The 15,306-nt window shown below is 38.7% G+C and carries 11 protein-coding genes; 2 read left to right on the top strand and 9 right to left on the bottom strand.

All coding sequences use genetic code 11. The features are described from left to right. Positions 1-192 precede the first annotated feature (192 nt). Together H4I94_RS03715 and H4I94_RS03710 are read left to right on the top strand one after the other, a co-directional pair. Positions 193-1,608, top strand: coding sequence for a PLP-dependent aminotransferase family protein (locus tag H4I94_RS03715; protein ID WP_131273731.1), 1,416 nt, complete (start codon positions 193-195; stop codon positions 1,606-1,608). A gap of 131 nt (positions 1,609-1,739) precedes the next feature. After that, positions 1,740-3,161, top strand: coding sequence for an amidase (locus H4I94_RS03710; protein ID WP_261181506.1), 1,422 nt, complete (start codon positions 1,740-1,742; stop codon positions 3,159-3,161). Positions 3,162-3,334: 173 nt separating this feature from the next. Here the strand turns inward: H4I94_RS03710 and H4I94_RS03705 are convergent, their stop codons facing one another. From H4I94_RS03705 to tssB, 9 genes are all read right to left on the bottom strand, one after another. Continuing rightward, a complete protein-coding gene (locus H4I94_RS03705) occupies positions 3,335-4,096 on the bottom strand; it encodes an OmpA family protein (protein WP_261181505.1) in 762 nt (253 codons plus the stop codon). Positions 4,097-4,170: 74 nt separating this feature from the next. Beyond that, positions 4,171-7,977 carry a type VI secretion system membrane subunit TssM gene (gene tssM / locus H4I94_RS03700; RefSeq protein ID WP_261181504.1) on the bottom strand — a complete coding sequence of 1,269 codons (3,807 nt, stop codon included), beginning with the start codon at positions 7,975-7,977 and terminating at the stop codon, positions 4,171-4,173. 57 nt (positions 7,978-8,034) lie between these two features. After that, positions 8,035-9,441 carry a hypothetical protein gene (locus H4I94_RS03695; RefSeq protein ID WP_261181503.1) on the bottom strand — a complete coding sequence of 469 codons (1,407 nt, stop codon included), beginning with the start codon at positions 9,439-9,441 and terminating at the stop codon, positions 8,035-8,037. Beyond that, the gene (gene tssG, locus H4I94_RS03690; RefSeq protein ID WP_261181502.1) at positions 9,438-10,433 is read right to left on the bottom strand and encodes a type VI secretion system baseplate subunit TssG; all 996 of its coding nucleotides are present in this window, start codon (positions 10,431-10,433) and stop codon (positions 9,438-9,440) included. The genes H4I94_RS03695 and tssG overlap by 4 nt, the downstream gene beginning before the upstream one ends. Continuing rightward, positions 10,397-12,205: a type VI secretion system baseplate subunit TssF gene (gene tssF, locus H4I94_RS03685; RefSeq protein ID WP_261181501.1), complete on the bottom strand. Its 1,809-nt coding sequence runs from the start codon at positions 12,203-12,205 to the stop codon at positions 10,397-10,399. Before tssF ends, tssG begins: the two co-directional genes overlap by 37 nt. 11 nt (positions 12,206-12,216) lie before the next feature. After that, positions 12,217-12,693 carry a type VI secretion system baseplate subunit TssE gene (gene tssE / locus H4I94_RS03680; protein WP_261181500.1) on the bottom strand — a complete coding sequence of 159 codons (477 nt, stop codon included), beginning with the start codon at positions 12,691-12,693 and terminating at the stop codon, positions 12,217-12,219. Positions 12,694-12,766: 73 nt separating this feature from the next. Then, complete coding sequence (locus tag H4I94_RS03675) at positions 12,767-13,270, bottom strand: Hcp family type VI secretion system effector (RefSeq protein ID WP_131273722.1); 504 nt, start codon at positions 13,268-13,270, stop codon at positions 12,767-12,769. 56 nt (positions 13,271-13,326) lie between these two features. Then, entirely contained in the window at positions 13,327-14,805 is a 1,479-nt protein-coding gene (gene tssC, locus H4I94_RS03670) for a type VI secretion system contractile sheath large subunit (RefSeq protein WP_261181499.1), read from the bottom strand. After that, positions 14,798-15,301 carry a type VI secretion system contractile sheath small subunit gene (tssB, locus tag H4I94_RS03665; RefSeq protein ID WP_092818121.1) on the bottom strand — a complete coding sequence of 168 codons (504 nt, stop codon included), beginning with the start codon at positions 15,299-15,301 and terminating at the stop codon, positions 14,798-14,800. The genes tssC and tssB overlap by 8 nt, the downstream gene beginning before the upstream one ends. Positions 15,302-15,306: the final 5 nt, after the last annotated feature.

The following is a 15,306-nucleotide window of genomic DNA, read 5'->3' as shown; positions in this document are numbered from 1 at the left end:
ACACCTTCATCACACGTTTGCATGAAGTGTTCGCCAGTATCGCAAATTTTTTTAAACTTCATAGATACAGCATTAATCATAAAATTTATAACAGATCAGTATTTTTAAAAAAATCTGTTATAAAAATACTTTAATATTAATTAAATATCGCTATATTTATATACAGTCACTTTTCATCAGTCATCTTTCAATATGTATAAGTCAGAACAGCTTGCTCATCAATTAAGACAATTGATAGAAAGTGGCACACTGAAAGCCCATGAAAAACTTCCTTCTTTACGTGAACAAGTACAGCTTTCCGGTTTTAGCCTGATAACCGTGATGAATGCTTATCAAGAGCTTGAATCTAGAGGCTTGATTTATGCGAAAGAAAAATCTGGCTACTACATTGCAAATACATATGCCGAGCATGACTACAATGCACCTTTAATTGTTTCTCTCAATTCCAATATTGAAATCAATTCATTAATTTTTAAATATCTGAAATCCATTCAAGGCGAACACATCGTTCCTTTTGGTTCAGCATTTCCCTCCAGGGATTTGGTCTACTCCAAAAAACTGACCCAGATTATGGGACAAATTGCGCGTAATAAAAAAAGCTATGATGCCATTGATAACTTGCCACCGGGAAATTTTGCCTTACGCAAACTGATTGCGCAACGCTATTGCATGCAAGGTATACCCACTGATCCTGATGACATTGTCATTACATCGGGTGCTATGGATGCGCTGAATTTGGCTTTACAGGCGATTGCCAAACCGGGTGACTATATAATCCTGCAGCAAAATATTTTTTATGGCGCCTGGCAAGCAGCCGAACGCTTAGGCCTGAAAGTGGTGACTATTCCTGAACATCCCAAACATGGATTTGATCTGGACGCTTTTGAACATATCTTAAAAACCTATCCGGTGAAACTCTGCTGGTTCATGCTGAATAGCCATAATCCGGTAGGTTTTACCGTTTCAGAGGATATAAAGTTTCAAATTTCAAAATTATTGCATCAATATCAAGTTCATATGATTGAAGATGATGTATATGAGGAAATGTATTTTGGGCATAAAAAGCCTTTGCCCATGACCTATTATGATCAAAATAATTTAGTTCTACACTGCTCTTCTTTTTCGAAAACCCTGGGTGCGACGTTTCGGGTGGGTTGGGTGCATGCCGGAAAATATTCACAGCATATTCAGCACCTGCAATTAATGAGCACGATCTCGGTCAACTCTTTACTACAAACCGCATTAGTGGAATTTTTGTCCAACTTTCATTATGAAAAACATCTGCGCAATCTACGAAAAAACTTACAGCATAATAAATTATTATTTTATAGATATTTAGAGTTAAATTTACCCCCTGAGTGTAAAATCGAATATCACCCGAGCGGCTATTTTTTATGGCTAAAACTGCCCAAAAATATAGATAGCATGCCTATTTATGAAAGCCTGATCCAGCAGAAAATTGGCATTGCACCAGGACAACTTTTTAATATTACCGCACAAAAACAGCATTATTTAAGAATAAACTGTTCATTTGAGTGGTCAGACTCAGTTCAGCATTCACTTGATCAGGTAATTGTTACGCTGCAAAAATTTATAAGAGATGAATAGTTTAAATTGACAGCGAGTATTGTCATGACTATGTTGTAAAATGATTTTGATCGGCATGGTTTTGTTATGCTGATCGCTATTAAGACAAAATGAAAAACAAAAAATATAGGAAAATACAGGATTATCACGAAATGGAATCGCAAAATTCTAAACGTATTCATGCATTTGATAATGATGTCATGTCAGATCTAGATGCCGTAGGTATCGCACAATTGATTCGCAACAAACAGGCTTCTGTACAAGAAGTCACCGCAGCGGCTATTGCACGTGCACAACGTGTCAATCCGCATCTCAATGCAATTCAGCTTGAATGTTTTGAGCGTGCTTTAGCAAAGCCACATTTCAATCAAACGGGAATTTTTGCCGGTGTTCCCTTCTTTTTTAAAGACAATACCGATTATCAGGGCTTGACAACCAATCATGGCTCTAAAGCTGTAAATGGTAAAACCGTATTAATTAATCCCAAGATCAGTCAACAATTTTTAGATCAGGGCTTTGTGGTTTTAGGCAAAACGACCCTGCCAGAATTTGGTTTAAATGCCACCACCGAGTTTCAGGATGGCAGTGCGACTTTCAATCCATGGCATACTGACTATTCTTGCGGTGCATCTTCGGGTGGTTCGGCTGCCCTGGTTGCCTCAGGTGTCGTACCGATTGCCCATGCCAATGATGGTGGCGGTTCAATTCGCATCCCTGCTGCCTGTTGTGGCCTGATTGGTCTTAAACCGAGTCGCGGTCGTACTTTTGACAGTGATGCCGCACGTTCTTTGCCGATTAATATTATCAGTGAAGGTGTGGTTACCCGTAGTGTCCGGGATACGGCTTATTTTTATGCAGGTATGGAACAAAGATTCCATAATAAAAAACTGCCTAAAATCGGTTTAATTGAACACTCTAACCAGCGCCGTTTACGTATTGGCCTGGTTACCCAATCCATCACCGGTCAAATTGATCAGGAAACTTCATTCACCCTCAACCAGACTGCAAAGTTACTTTCAGATTTGGGACATCATGTTGAAGAATTCCAGTTGCCTATCTCCATTAGCTTTGTTGATGATTTTAGTGAATATTGGGGCTTTTTGTCCTTCATGCTGCAAACTTTTGGAAAAAAGGCTTTTGGTGCCGGATTTAATGCCAAGCAGCTGGATAACTTAACCGTGGGGCTTGCCGGACTCTATAAGAAGAATTTTTACAAAACGCCATTATTTTTATACCGTTTAAAAAGAATGCAGCAACAGTATCAAGACATTTTTAACCAGTATGACGTGCTCCTTTCACCCGTATTAGCCCATACAACGCCACAAATTGGTTATCTATCGCCTCGGCTTCCCTTTGACCAATTATTTGACCGGATTCAAAATTACGTTACTTTTACTCCTATTCAGAATGTGGTGGGTGCTCCAGGAATGTCGATTCCGATGGGACAAACGCAAGTGGATGGCCTGCCAATTAGCATGCAACTTTCTGCCAATATTGGGGATGAAAAAACTTTAATTGAATTGGCCTATGAAATTGAACAGGCAAAACCCTGGCGTAGAATTCAAGATGCTTGATCATAAAAACAAATAAGGAAGCTGCTCACTTCCTTATTCTATATAGGATTAAATGCAATGATTTAGCGTCTTTCATCATTATTGACCCCCTCTTTATTTTTCTCTTGCTCTTGATTTTAAAACACTGCTTAAAACCAGGCTCAGGGAGAAATAAAAAAACTTATGAAAGACATCTATTGAACCTCAAACTCAATACGACGGTTTTTCCGACGTCCCTCAGCAGTGATATTGTCAGCAACAGGTTGGTTTGAACCAAAACCTTCTGCGGTTAAATTTTCAGCTGCAATATTTTTCCCAATTAAATAGTTTTTAACTGCTGCTGCACGCTGTTGGCTCAAAGTCAGGTTTTTATCTGCATCACCAGAGCTATCCGTGTGACCAATCACCTTCACTTTCTTGCCACCGACTTTATTCAATTCTATTGCCATTTCATCTAAAATCTGTTGACCGGAGGCAGTTAAGGTGGCACTTCCAGATTCAAATTCAATAATACGGTGCTTTAATGCAGCATCAATCATTTGCTGCTCAGCTTGGTTTACAGATAACTGTGCATTCAAGCGATAAGGAGCAGATACCAGACTTTGAAATTTTGCAGTCATTGGCTGAATGGTGTTTGCATTATTGAGTTTGCCGGATAAATCCATCTGCGTACCGCGTACCTTCAGTTTACCCTGTTTGACTTTTTTTAAATCCTCGGTAATGACATGACTGATCGCATTACTCCAGCCATTCGGAGCTGTTACAGCACGGACTTGAATCCTGTCAATGATATTTTCCTGACCATACATGATGTACATTTTATTTAAAATTTCTTGTTTACTGGCTTCATTGGGGACCGCACCTTCAATGACAACTGGTGCCGCATGAGTCACTATAAATAAATTCACAATTAAAAAAGCGCCCTGAAAAATATTTTTAATGCATTTTTTTTTCATAATATTATATTCATTAATAAAGGTTTTTCTAAAAATTTTCATGTCTTGGGTGGTGCTAAGCTGCTTTTTATTCATTATGGTATAGCTCCAGCACTATTCGTTGTATTTGTTTTAACCACGGTTACAGGTACAGGAGCTGTCTGTGCCGAAACAACACGAACCGATTTATCATTTACGACCTGATTCACCAGTTGCATGCCGGCGTACCCCCGATTCGAACCAATATAGCCTGAATTGCCACTAATCAATCGGAAATTTACTTTCACAGCCAAACCAGGGTTTTGCTGGTCTTTCCAGATCATTTCAAAATAATTTCCCCGTTGGGTACGTTGGGCATGATCAATGAGGCGGTTAATGCCATATTCCCCCGGTTCATCAAAAATGGTATGCGTTTGCCCTTGCAAATCTACTGCGGTAATACGTGCACCAGGCATAGCTCCCTGATTTGGCCAGACAAAATTAACCCATTGTTGAACACCATTTTCATAAACCATTCTTTGGCCATCAATATCAATGGTATAAGAAAGCAGTTGTGGATTCTCTAAGGGATAAAACTGGAAATTTGATGGATTGACTGTGGCCGTTCCTGTGGTTTGGTTCAACTCACCGGTGGCCATGCCATTATTAGGGGCAACATAACTTTGGAAATTCATCACAAATTGTGGATTCAGGTTAATTCCCAAATCTTTCCAGGTTTTAGACGTTAATAGATAGCCTCGACGAATGACCAGTGGATCAAGATTGTCTTTGACAAACCGTGCAATACTGCCGTTTTCACCCAAAATTTGACTGATTTCCTGACGGGTTGCTTGCAAAGTCGCAGAAGCAGTGAATGGATATTTTTGGCTTAAGTTAGCCATAAATGGCTGATTGGCCTGTATCATCCATAATTTATTTATTTCATGTTGTGCGGGAATCAGTAAACCCTCAAAGGATTGGGTTAATGGACTCATCAATAATTTCTGCAAAACTTGTTGATCCCGCTCATTCAGGCCAACCGTCATTTTTTCATCAATCATTTTTTGGCTATGATTAAACGCAGAGTTCTGATCATTAATCGTTTGCCTGACCAGAATGATGGCTGCAGGACCAATTTCCCCTGCACTTTTAAGATCATTGAACTTGCTCCTCACCCGAGCCAATGATTGCATGTATTCATCTAATAAAGATTGGTTTTGTTGGTCATCACGTTTACGCACCAGTTGGTAGAACATCTGGAATTCTTTTGAAATGGTGCCCTGTGCCTGACTCGATGCCTCTTGTACGACTCTAGGTTCATTCCGGTTTAAAACTCTAGTTTTAAACCACGCCATGAAGCCCGTTTTGGGTGTAGCCAGTTCAGCCTGAATGACTGGATTATCCCAACTGGTTTCTTTAGCCACCTGCTGGACAATGGCTCGAATGGGTGAATTTTCTGGTTCGCCCAAGATTTCAATATTTTTTGCTTGCTGGTTAAAATCGTTGGCTTTTGCATAGTAAATACCATTTAAAAATTTGTGCCATTCAGCGATATATTGCTGTTTATATAATGCGGTTAATTGCTTACGAATCTGGTCTGAACTGCCACTCAACGTCAGATCATCCGATTGGGTGATATTTAATACCCAGTCTTTGCTATCGGTTGGGCGATTTGCCGCATCATCAATGGCTTTTCCTACATATTCGTTCCAGGCTTTATATGTAAACATGCCAGGTAAGGCATAACTTCCCAGTACGGTATTTTGATTATTTTCCCCAACGATCTGTTTTATCGTTACAGCAGGATAACGCACTGCAGCGCGCATTTTGATTTCGTTATACACACGATCCCGTGCAGGCATCCCCCGAATGACAGCCAACAAGACCTGACGGGTCTGATCCACCAGCAAAGGGTCAGCTTCAAGTATGGGAAATTTTTGATCGTTTGCCAGCGCAAGGCTATAGGATAATATCTGCTCGGCTTTCTGGATTATTTCACCCCGTGGCATTTGCCCCCGGTTTGCATCCAGCCAAGGACGCCAGAAACGGGTCAACTGATCGCCTATATGGCTTGAATCCATATATTGAGGATTACTCAGCATCAAATAAGCCTTTAAAGCATTGTAAGCATCCTGAGGATTGGTTTCAGAAGGTTCCAAATATTGCTGATTTTTAACGCCCTGATTTATTGCCACATTGACATGTTTGGCTTTTAAAGTGGCTTCATTCGTTTTTATACGTTGTAAATACTGCGCAATATTTTGCTGGGTCGGCTGCAAAAGCAGCTGTCTAATTCCCGTCAAATATTCGCTTTGTAATTTTTCTCGCAATGTATCACCTTGATACAGACCAAAGCCAAACCGTATAGGCTGATTTTGTTCAAACTGATCAAGCTGCTGCATGCGCTCCTGCAAAATGAGCAACGCATCCAGTTGTGTAGAGAGCTGTTGGCCGGATTGCTTTTGCAAATGAACCACCTTGTCTAAATCGGCCTGAACATCGGCAATCAGCTGTTGATTATTGCGATATGACCAAATCCACAAGCTCAATATTATGGAGATTCCCAGCAAGGCAGCCATAAAGGCAACATGACGTTGTTTCTTGCGTTTAGGATTAATATGCTGTTTAACCAGATGCTGGTCCTTTAAAATCACATCCGAAAACAGAGCTTTCAGAAAGTAACCACGGTTCTGTGAAACTGAATGACCCGGTACAGTATTTTCACTCTTTAAGCTTGCTGATAAATGAAAATCCTGCACCATCTGTTCGGTCATTGGGCTTTCAGTGATTCCCTGTTGTAAGGCACTGGTAAAATAGAAGCCACGAAATACGGGTTTAAACTGGTAGGGATTGTCTTCAAACAAAGTCGCTATAAAAGTTTTCAGCACCGGTTTTAAGTTTTTAAATTCTAAGGGAAATGTGATTACACTGGGTGAAATATTCTGGCTATGACGTCGGCTAAGATGCGTGTTACTTAATCCTTTTAAACCCTCAGATAAAACAGCATAATGCTGTTCAAACAGTGCCATTATATCCTGTACAGAATCTGGTTCGTATTTTAAGGTCGCGCCCCATACCTGATTCAATTCATCGACCTCATAACATTCAAAAAAATCGGTAAAGCCTGCAATCAAGTCCATTTTGGAAAACACCACATATACGGGTGCAAATATCTCTAAACGTTCAGTAATGTCTTGAATACGTGTTCTTAAATTCTTAGCCAGTTTTATAGATTGTTCAGGGCTTTGGCTCGCCAGTTCTGTAATACTGACCATCACAATTAAACCGTTAACAGGTGCTTGAGTACGGCTTTTCTTTAACAGATTTAAAAATCCCAACCATTCAGGATGATCTTCAGCATAAGCTGAATAACGTCCGGCAGTATCCAGCAATACCCCTTCCGTAGAGAAAAACCAGTCACAGTTTTTTGTCCCGCTGAGGCCAGAAGAAATACTTTTTTGATGGGAATTTTCAAAGGGAAATTTTAGCCCTGAATGATAAATAGCTGAACTTTTACCTGCGGCAGGATTCCCAATCAGCATATACCAGGGTAATTCATATAATGCCGTGTTGCCTTTTTTGTTCCCCAACTTTGATTTGCGAATCAGTTGGATTGATTTTTTCATTTGCAGGCTGATGAGCTGTAATTCTTGCGTTTCTTTTGGTTGGCCATATTCTGCATTTCTATCCTGCTCAATTGCTTCTGCAAGCACTGTGCCCTGTTGAGCAGGACGATTTTTTTGAACCCGTCTATAGATGCCATAGCCGATGATTGTAAAAACATAAGCTGCAACTAAGGTCCAAAAAATATTTCGCGGAATAGCCGGGTAAGAAGAAACCAGTAACACTAAAATAGAGAGTGCAATAATGGCTTTGGGATGGGTTACATATTGCCAGACATAATTTAAAATAGTGTAAAACATGTGATTCTCATTATTTTATTTATATTTAAATGTTTTGTTTTTAGAATTAATTTAATACTACATGGGTTTAAAAAAAGCATAGGTTAAAGCCTGGTCAGCACTGTATATCATGCTGGTCAACTCTTCAGGCAGATGCATACCCAACATAAAACCAAAAATTTTTGCGAGTTGTTGTGTATGGCCCAAAATTGGTTTTGTATAGATACAATGGTGGGGTTCAATTAAAGCGGGTAAAAATGTCTGATTATTTTTTTTAATGCTTTTGATATTCATTGCATCATCTAAAACCAGTACAAAAGGTCGTTCCTGGTGGGACTGATTTGCATGCTCAGGCATCACCTGATTGAGGCAAGTCAATAAATTGTCTACGTTGCTTGCAACTTTAAGCTGCTTGATTGCGTAAATATCATTGATCTTCACATCTTCAGCCGCCAAACACCAACTGGATGCAAATTCTGCTGGCAAATAATCATTCATCAGCCACATTTTTTCATCCAGAAATGTCTGGTCAACTTCAGAATCTACATTAATGATGAATGTAAATTCCTCACTTTGTTTTGATATTTGATGCAATAACTTAAGCCAGTCGTCGTAAGCACTTTGCTGGGCAATATAATGATGTTGCAGATGGACTTGCTGCGAAATTATTCCCAACGATTGCATAAAATTAAGCAATGTTTCCCGGCTTGAATATTCATCCCAAACATGTAATACATGGTTCGATAATAAAATATGAACATTGATTCGATTTAGACGTGACACCTGTTCAATGGAGATGTTTTGATTATCAGCAGTGTCTGGAGCATCCGAATTACTCCAGGCAGGATGCATTCGGTATTGGTAGGCCAGTTCTCTATCATAAAATAATGCTGACCGCTTTAAATGCTCAGCCACTTTCATTAAGGTTTCAGTCTGTTGTTCTAATTGTTGTTGAATTAAAGCCTTTATACGTGCTAAGCGACCTGCTTCATCTTTTTCATTCTGCTCATCATCTTCTGGCTCAAACGCTAATATATGATCAAGCGTTTGAATCCTGTAGGATAAAATAGCTAAGCCATAACTGTTTTCCAAATTATAATCTAATTCCGGCGATTTAAATTTTTTTAACCCATCAATTATTGACGCATTTTCTCCCCATGCATGGCACACGGAGGATGAAAAAACATTCAAATTGAACCATTGAATCCCTTCAACTTTTGATTCGTTACTTGTCTGTGCTTTATTTAATTGTTGTTCTAATAAGGCTTGATTTTGCTGTTTTTTACGCCGTATATGTGCCCGATAAGCCTGATAAATAAAATATGGCGCAAGTATTATTAAAGATAAAAGAATGGGTAAAATAAAAAAATATGAAACTAAATCTAGAGCCGAAGGTTCATATTGAATATCACGCCAATAATAAATAATGACTATACTTAACAATAGAAACATACTGCTGAAAATCCACAGCATCAGCTTATTCATTGTATGACTCCCAATAAGCTATAACAGGTCTCTGCATGATTTTCTGTATGTCTAGCCATTAAAAAAGCCCCTTGGGCCAAGCCATGTTCTGATTTTGAATCCAGGCAAAGCGCCTGTATATTTTCTTTTTTTAATATTAAGCGTACATCTACCATTATTGTGGGACTACACCAAGTTGAAAGTATTTTCTTTAACTTCTCACTCATTTTTTGCTTGGGTAAAAAGCTGAGATAATCCATTCTAGATAATGGACCAATCTGAATCTCTATTTTTCCGCCCAGTTGCCGAATATTTTCCCCACAAAAGGTATTTCTTCCAAGTAAACTGCCATTTAAACTTCCTAAAGTTGTTCGTTGTGCCTCTTGCAATTTGAATTTTTCGTCTACCCACTGTTTTATTGTAAATTCAGTTTTGAAAATACAGTTAAGCATGGTTTTTAAAGCGTATGCGGTATTATTTTGTCCCTGCATTAAACCTGAAAATTCAGCAAAATAATCATCTAAGTCAGTCTGATTCTGTTGTGTTCTGACATAACCATTTAAAGCATGCAGGATATCCAGATAATCATTTTCCTTTTCAATTTCATACCGTATGGGTAAATGATAGTTCAAACTTGCATCAACATATTGTGCGGTCAGCTTGTGATTAAATAAGCTTAGAAAACTTAGAGTTTCTTGTCTTTGCTGACGACGGCTTTGCTTAATTTTATAAGTATAGCTATAAGGCAAAGCACCTTGTATACCGGTGATCCCCATCATAAGATTAGTGATCTGTATGTACTTGTTTTCAAAAGTTAGCGATTCTATCTCAGTCACTGGAAAATGAAGATTTAAAGAACTCTGGAATTTAAAATCATTCGCCCAGTATTGGGTGATAGTTGAATGTGGCATATGGCGCAACAAACGTGTCGCCTGAATAAACTCATAAGCTGTAGGGGTGGTAAAGAGATCTTCTATTACAGAAGTTTCTTGCCACCAACGTTCTGTACGCATTGGTATAACTCCTGTTGAGTATTTGAATCACTGACCACAAGATCAACATAACTATTCATTTGAACTTTTAAATTAAAAATATGGCTTAAAATTTGGCTAAAAATATACAGGCTATGGCCTTTAAAAATTTGTGAATCTATAGCTAAATTCACTTTAATTCCACGGACAAATAAGGGAAAAGGTTGCGCTTCCACCAATTTTTGTGTCAAAGAAAAATCAATCCTTTTAATGGCTTCAATAACGAGCTGGTTTTCTTTCAATTTAGGCAAGTTATAAAGCACTAAAAGCTCTTTAATATGGCTGAGGGCATCCCCTTTCATCAGGGACAAGGTATTTAAGGATAAATGAGAGATAATGCGCCATTGTTCATTTTTATTTTGCGCAAAGTAATACGGCTTGAACGGTCGCTTTAACATAAATGCACGCCGTGCAAGGTGGTTTCCATTCAAATGCAGAACATTATTGGCCTGACTTAAAACTTCATGGGGTAAATCCCCATTACAACAGAGTAGTTGTGTACTGATAAAATCAGACTTGGTGCTATGAGGTGATAAATGTTTGGAAACAATGGAATAACGGGTTTCACCCAGATTATTCTGCAATTGTGTAGAATTCAAGCTATAAAAATAGTGCTCATTATGCTGATGATAATGGCTCATGGAAAAAAATGGAAAAATAGGAACTGTAGTCTGATCCTGATTACTTTTTTCCCGAATCATATTCATCTCGACTATTGAATAAAGCTGATAAAATTCAGGATGATGGATATCGGTGAGTAATGGATATTCTAATTGTTTATGATTTATTTTTTGCGGTTCAGCCTGCTTATAAAATAGGTTCACTACAGGCGTTGAAAACAGTTTAAAGTTTGCAACATTCAGCTCAGTATAGTTACGGATACAGGCCTGATCATTTAAATTGATCTTTAAATGAATCAATATTTCAAATTCTGTATCTTCGCCTATTAAATGTTTTAAGAAATTTAAATTAAGATTGAGATAATTAAATTTTTCAGGAAAACAAAAGTATTCCAGCAGTAAACAGTAAGCATGATGGGTATGTTGATCAATCGGTAATAGACTTTCAGATTCAGCAAAGCCTATGACTGCAAATGGATTAGCAATTTCAATAATGCGATTGCCCGTGTTTAATGAAAATCCTGTACTGGCATGAAATATATTGTCCAAAACCTGCAAAGGGAAATTTGCAATCGCATCCAGATAAATCGGTAAATTTTCATTGATTAACAGCTTTTGGCTTTGTTGATAAATTTCAAAGCCTAAACTGAGCGTCGCATTCTGATTTAAATGCATGTGAGCACGAGGATGGGTTTTAAAATTTAGGCTCTTTAAAGCGATGGGTAATAATCGTACAGGCTGGGTGGTACTAAATTCACACTGTATGCCTTTAAAACTGCGTGACTTTAGCGAAGTCGCTTTAGGAATTTCATGTACTTCAGTCAGCTTTTTTATTTTATTTAAATCTTCAAAACTGACGACTGAACATGCGGGAAATGGCTTGAGATACTGAGGAAACATGACCTGGAATAATGAACGGGTAAAGACCTCATAACTGTCTGCCAGTTTTTTATCAATACGCGCAGCGACGAGCGAAAAAGCCTGAATCAGGCGTTCAATATGCGGATCGTCAATTTGTTCTTGATTGAGCGATAGACGTTGAGCAATTTTCGGATATTTCTGTGCAAATTCACGCGATTGTTGCCCAAATTCTTGTAATTGCTTTTCATAATACGGTAACAGTTCTTCAATCACAGCGAACCCACTTAAGATCTTGCAGAAATAACATAGTGTTGCGTTGTTGGTTTCAATAAAACGTCCAGAATGACCGGCTCAAATAAAGGCTGTATGTTTAAATAAGCTTGAACACTTAAAGATAATGCTCCCATGTTATGACCATCGCTTAGCATGGTGACCTTAATTTGCTTAAGTCGGGGTTCATGGGCAATAATCGATTGTTGAATAGATTGACAAATTTTGTCCCGATCTGTGGGATTGGCCGTTGACAACCCCACAAAGTCAATAATCCCAAATTGCATAACAGACTGTTTTACTAAAGGAAAATCATCAATGACTCCATCCAGTAGCGACATGCGGCTATTTAATAAATCCTCCAGATCCGAGGCTACAGATTCTCGTAATTTTTGAAGTGAAATTCCACGCTCATTCTGTTCAGAATCCGCTAATAGCCGCTCAAATAAAGTGGTTTTAAAACCGTAAGGATATAATTGGTCTAAGTTCATTTTTTATTATTTAATGATGAAAAAAATTATTCATAGCGACCAACGGCAGTTGGCCACTATTTGGGTCAGTACACTATGCAGCGTAAGAAGCTGTATTATTGGAAAGTGACCATTTCTTTGTTACCGCACCTTTTTGTGTACCGTTAATATCCTGCTGATTATAAGTCCACTCTACTGCAGCATATTTCAAACCAAAAGATTCGGTCGGAACCCCTTCTTCATTGACGTTTGGGGTAACGCTTGAAACAAGCACATGCTTTAACTTGATTTGAAGATATTTAATCCGCTTGTCACCATTGGCACGGTAAAAATCGATTTGAACTTCGTCAAAGGTATATCCAGCTGAACATGCTTCCCAAAGTTTTGGACTGGTTGCATCTAAATCCTTTACAAACAGCATATCTGAATGTTCGACACGTTCGGCAGTATGGCCACCTACACTTGAAGATGTCGCTGATTTAGGTTGACGGATATTGTGTGCCCAAGAATTTACTTCTAGCCAGTCTTTGTGTTCGGAGTCGCGAGATTCACCATCAACTTTATATTTGCCACGAAATTGGACGTATATATCTTTCATTTTTTTAATTTTCCTGTTTTATTTTTAAATTATTATAAAATTGCGCTCTAATTAAATTAATTAGAGGACTGAGGTAACTCAGTAACAAGTCTCAAAGAAACCGACAACTCATCCAACTGAAAATGTGGCCGTAAAAAAACCACAGATTTGTAGTGCCCAGGTTGAGCTGGGTTCTCTACAACTTTTACCGAAGCTTCGCGAAGCGGATACTGTGCTTTCGCCTCTTGCGAGGCACCATCATCTAACAAAACATATTGCGACAGCCATTCATTTAAAAATGCTTCCACATTGCCGGCAGAGGCAAAGCTCCCCACTTTGTCGCGCATCATGGCTTTTAAATAATGCGCAATGCGTGAAACAGCCATAATGTATTGAATCTGACTCGATAACGCAGAATTGGCATTTGCACTATCGCTGTCATATTTTTTCGGTTTTTGAGTCGATTGTGCACCAAAGAAAACGGCATAATCGGTATTTTTGCAGTGCACTAAAGGGATAAATCCTAAATCACTGAGTTCTTTTTCACGACGGTCAGTAATGGCAATCTCAGTGGGACATTTGAATACCACTTCTCCATCATTGGTCTTGAACGTATGCACTGGCAAACCTTCAACCAGGCCTCCTCCTTCCACGCCACGAATGGCAGCACACCAGCCATACATATCAAAAGCATTGGTTAAACGCGTCGCAAATGCATAAGCTGAGTTCATCCATAAATATTCAGCATGATTCTGACCAGTCACTTCTTCTATAAAGTTAAAACCTTCAGTAACCGTTCCATCTTTGGGATGATATGGCAGACGTCCTAATACACGCGGCATAGTCAATGCAACATAACGCGCATCATCGCTTTCGCGGAATGAACGCCACTGCACATATTCAGCAGTTTCAAAAATTTTAGAAACATCACGCGGGCGATCAATATCGGTAAAAGACTCTAGCCCCAGCATGCTAGAGCTGGCTGCAGAAATAAAAGGTGCATGTGCCGCTGCAGCAACATGGGAAATTTGTTCCAATAAATACAAATCCGTTGGCGTACGGTCGAATTCAAAGTCACCGACTAATGTGGCATAAGGTGCACCACCAAAGGAGCCATATTCTTCCTCGTATATTTTTTTAAATAAAGTGCTTTGATCAAAATCTGTTGAACCTTGAAAATCTTTAACCAGTTCTTTTTTACTGGTATTCAGCATTCGAATTTTAATTAAAGAATGAGATGGTGTTTCCTGGCAGAAATAGTACAAGCCACGCCAGGTGGATTCAATTTTTTGAAATTGCTCATGATGAATAACTTTGCTTAACTGTTTTGAAATTAAGGCATCAATTTCTGCAATTCGCTTATCGATTGACAAGGTCATATTTTCGGAAACGGTTATGGTTCCAGTCATGACTTCTTTGGCCAATTCACCAATCAGGCTTTTTGCGCGTTCATGTTCTTCATCATTACGGGCTATACGGCTTTGCTCAACAATTGAATCCAGTAAGGTAAATTCTTTCACATCTGTAGAGATGGCAGCAGCATGTAAATTATTCATGTTCTGCCTCCATGCTTAACTTCCGAACCTGGTCTGTATTTTTTAAAATTTCTTCCAGCAAATCTTCAAGACGTTCATTATTTGAAATCTTGTTACGCAAATCGGTTAAACGCTCTCGTGCTTCAACCAATTTCCGTAAGGGATCGACTTGTTGTACGATATTTTCTGGACGAAAATCTTGCATTGAATTAAAGGTTAAATCTACGGACATGTGTCCACCTTCTTCGGTCAAGGTATTCTCAACCTGAAAAGCCGCACGAGGTGCCAGCGATTGCATCACCTCATCAATGTTGTCCAAATCCACATTGATAAATTTTTTATCTTTTAATTTGGTCTTTTCTAATTCGGAGGCAGCTGAAAAGTCACCTAATACCCCAATCACAAAAGGTAACTCTTTGATTTCTTTGCCATCGCCAACTTCAACATCATAAGTCAGTTGTACACGTGGCGGACGAATACGTTGTAATTTCTTTTGTACACTTTCACGTTTAGCCATGAAGA

Source organism: Acinetobacter sp. T_3_1 (genome assembly GCF_025377055.1).
Lineage (GTDB): Bacteria > Pseudomonadota > Gammaproteobacteria > Pseudomonadales > Moraxellaceae > Acinetobacter > Acinetobacter kookii.
This window is presented reverse-complemented; position numbering and strand designations above follow the sequence as displayed.

What these genes read in the sequence shown, in the direction of transcription:
- tssM (WP_261181504.1), bottom strand. Translation starts at nt 7,977, where the DNA reads ATGTTTTACACTATTTTAAATTATGTCTGGCAATATGTAACCCATCCC.
- tssG (WP_261181502.1), bottom strand. Translation starts at nt 10,433, where the DNA reads ATGCGTACAGAACGTTGGTGGCAAGAAACTTCTGTAATAGAAGATCTC.
- H4I94_RS03715 (WP_131273731.1), top strand. Translation starts at nt 193, where the DNA reads ATGTATAAGTCAGAACAGCTTGCTCATCAATTAAGACAATTGATAGAA.
- tssB (WP_092818121.1), bottom strand. Translation starts at nt 15,301, where the DNA reads ATGGCTAAACGTGAAAGTGTACAAAAGAAATTACAACGTATTCGTCCG.
- H4I94_RS03695 (WP_261181503.1), bottom strand. Translation starts at nt 9,441, where the DNA reads ATGAATAAGCTGATGCTGTGGATTTTCAGCAGTATGTTTCTATTGTTA.
- H4I94_RS03710 (WP_261181506.1), top strand. Translation starts at nt 1,740, where the DNA reads ATGGAATCGCAAAATTCTAAACGTATTCATGCATTTGATAATGATGTC.
- tssC (WP_261181499.1), bottom strand. Translation starts at nt 14,805, where the DNA reads ATGAATAATTTACATGCTGCTGCCATCTCTACAGATGTGAAAGAATTT.
- H4I94_RS03675 (WP_131273722.1), bottom strand. Translation starts at nt 13,270, where the DNA reads ATGAAAGATATATACGTCCAATTTCGTGGCAAATATAAAGTTGATGGT.
- H4I94_RS03705 (WP_261181505.1), bottom strand. Translation starts at nt 4,096, where the DNA reads ATGAAAAAAAAATGCATTAAAAATATTTTTCAGGGCGCTTTTTTAATT.
- tssE (WP_261181500.1), bottom strand. Translation starts at nt 12,693, where the DNA reads ATGAACTTAGACCAATTATATCCTTACGGTTTTAAAACCACTTTATTT.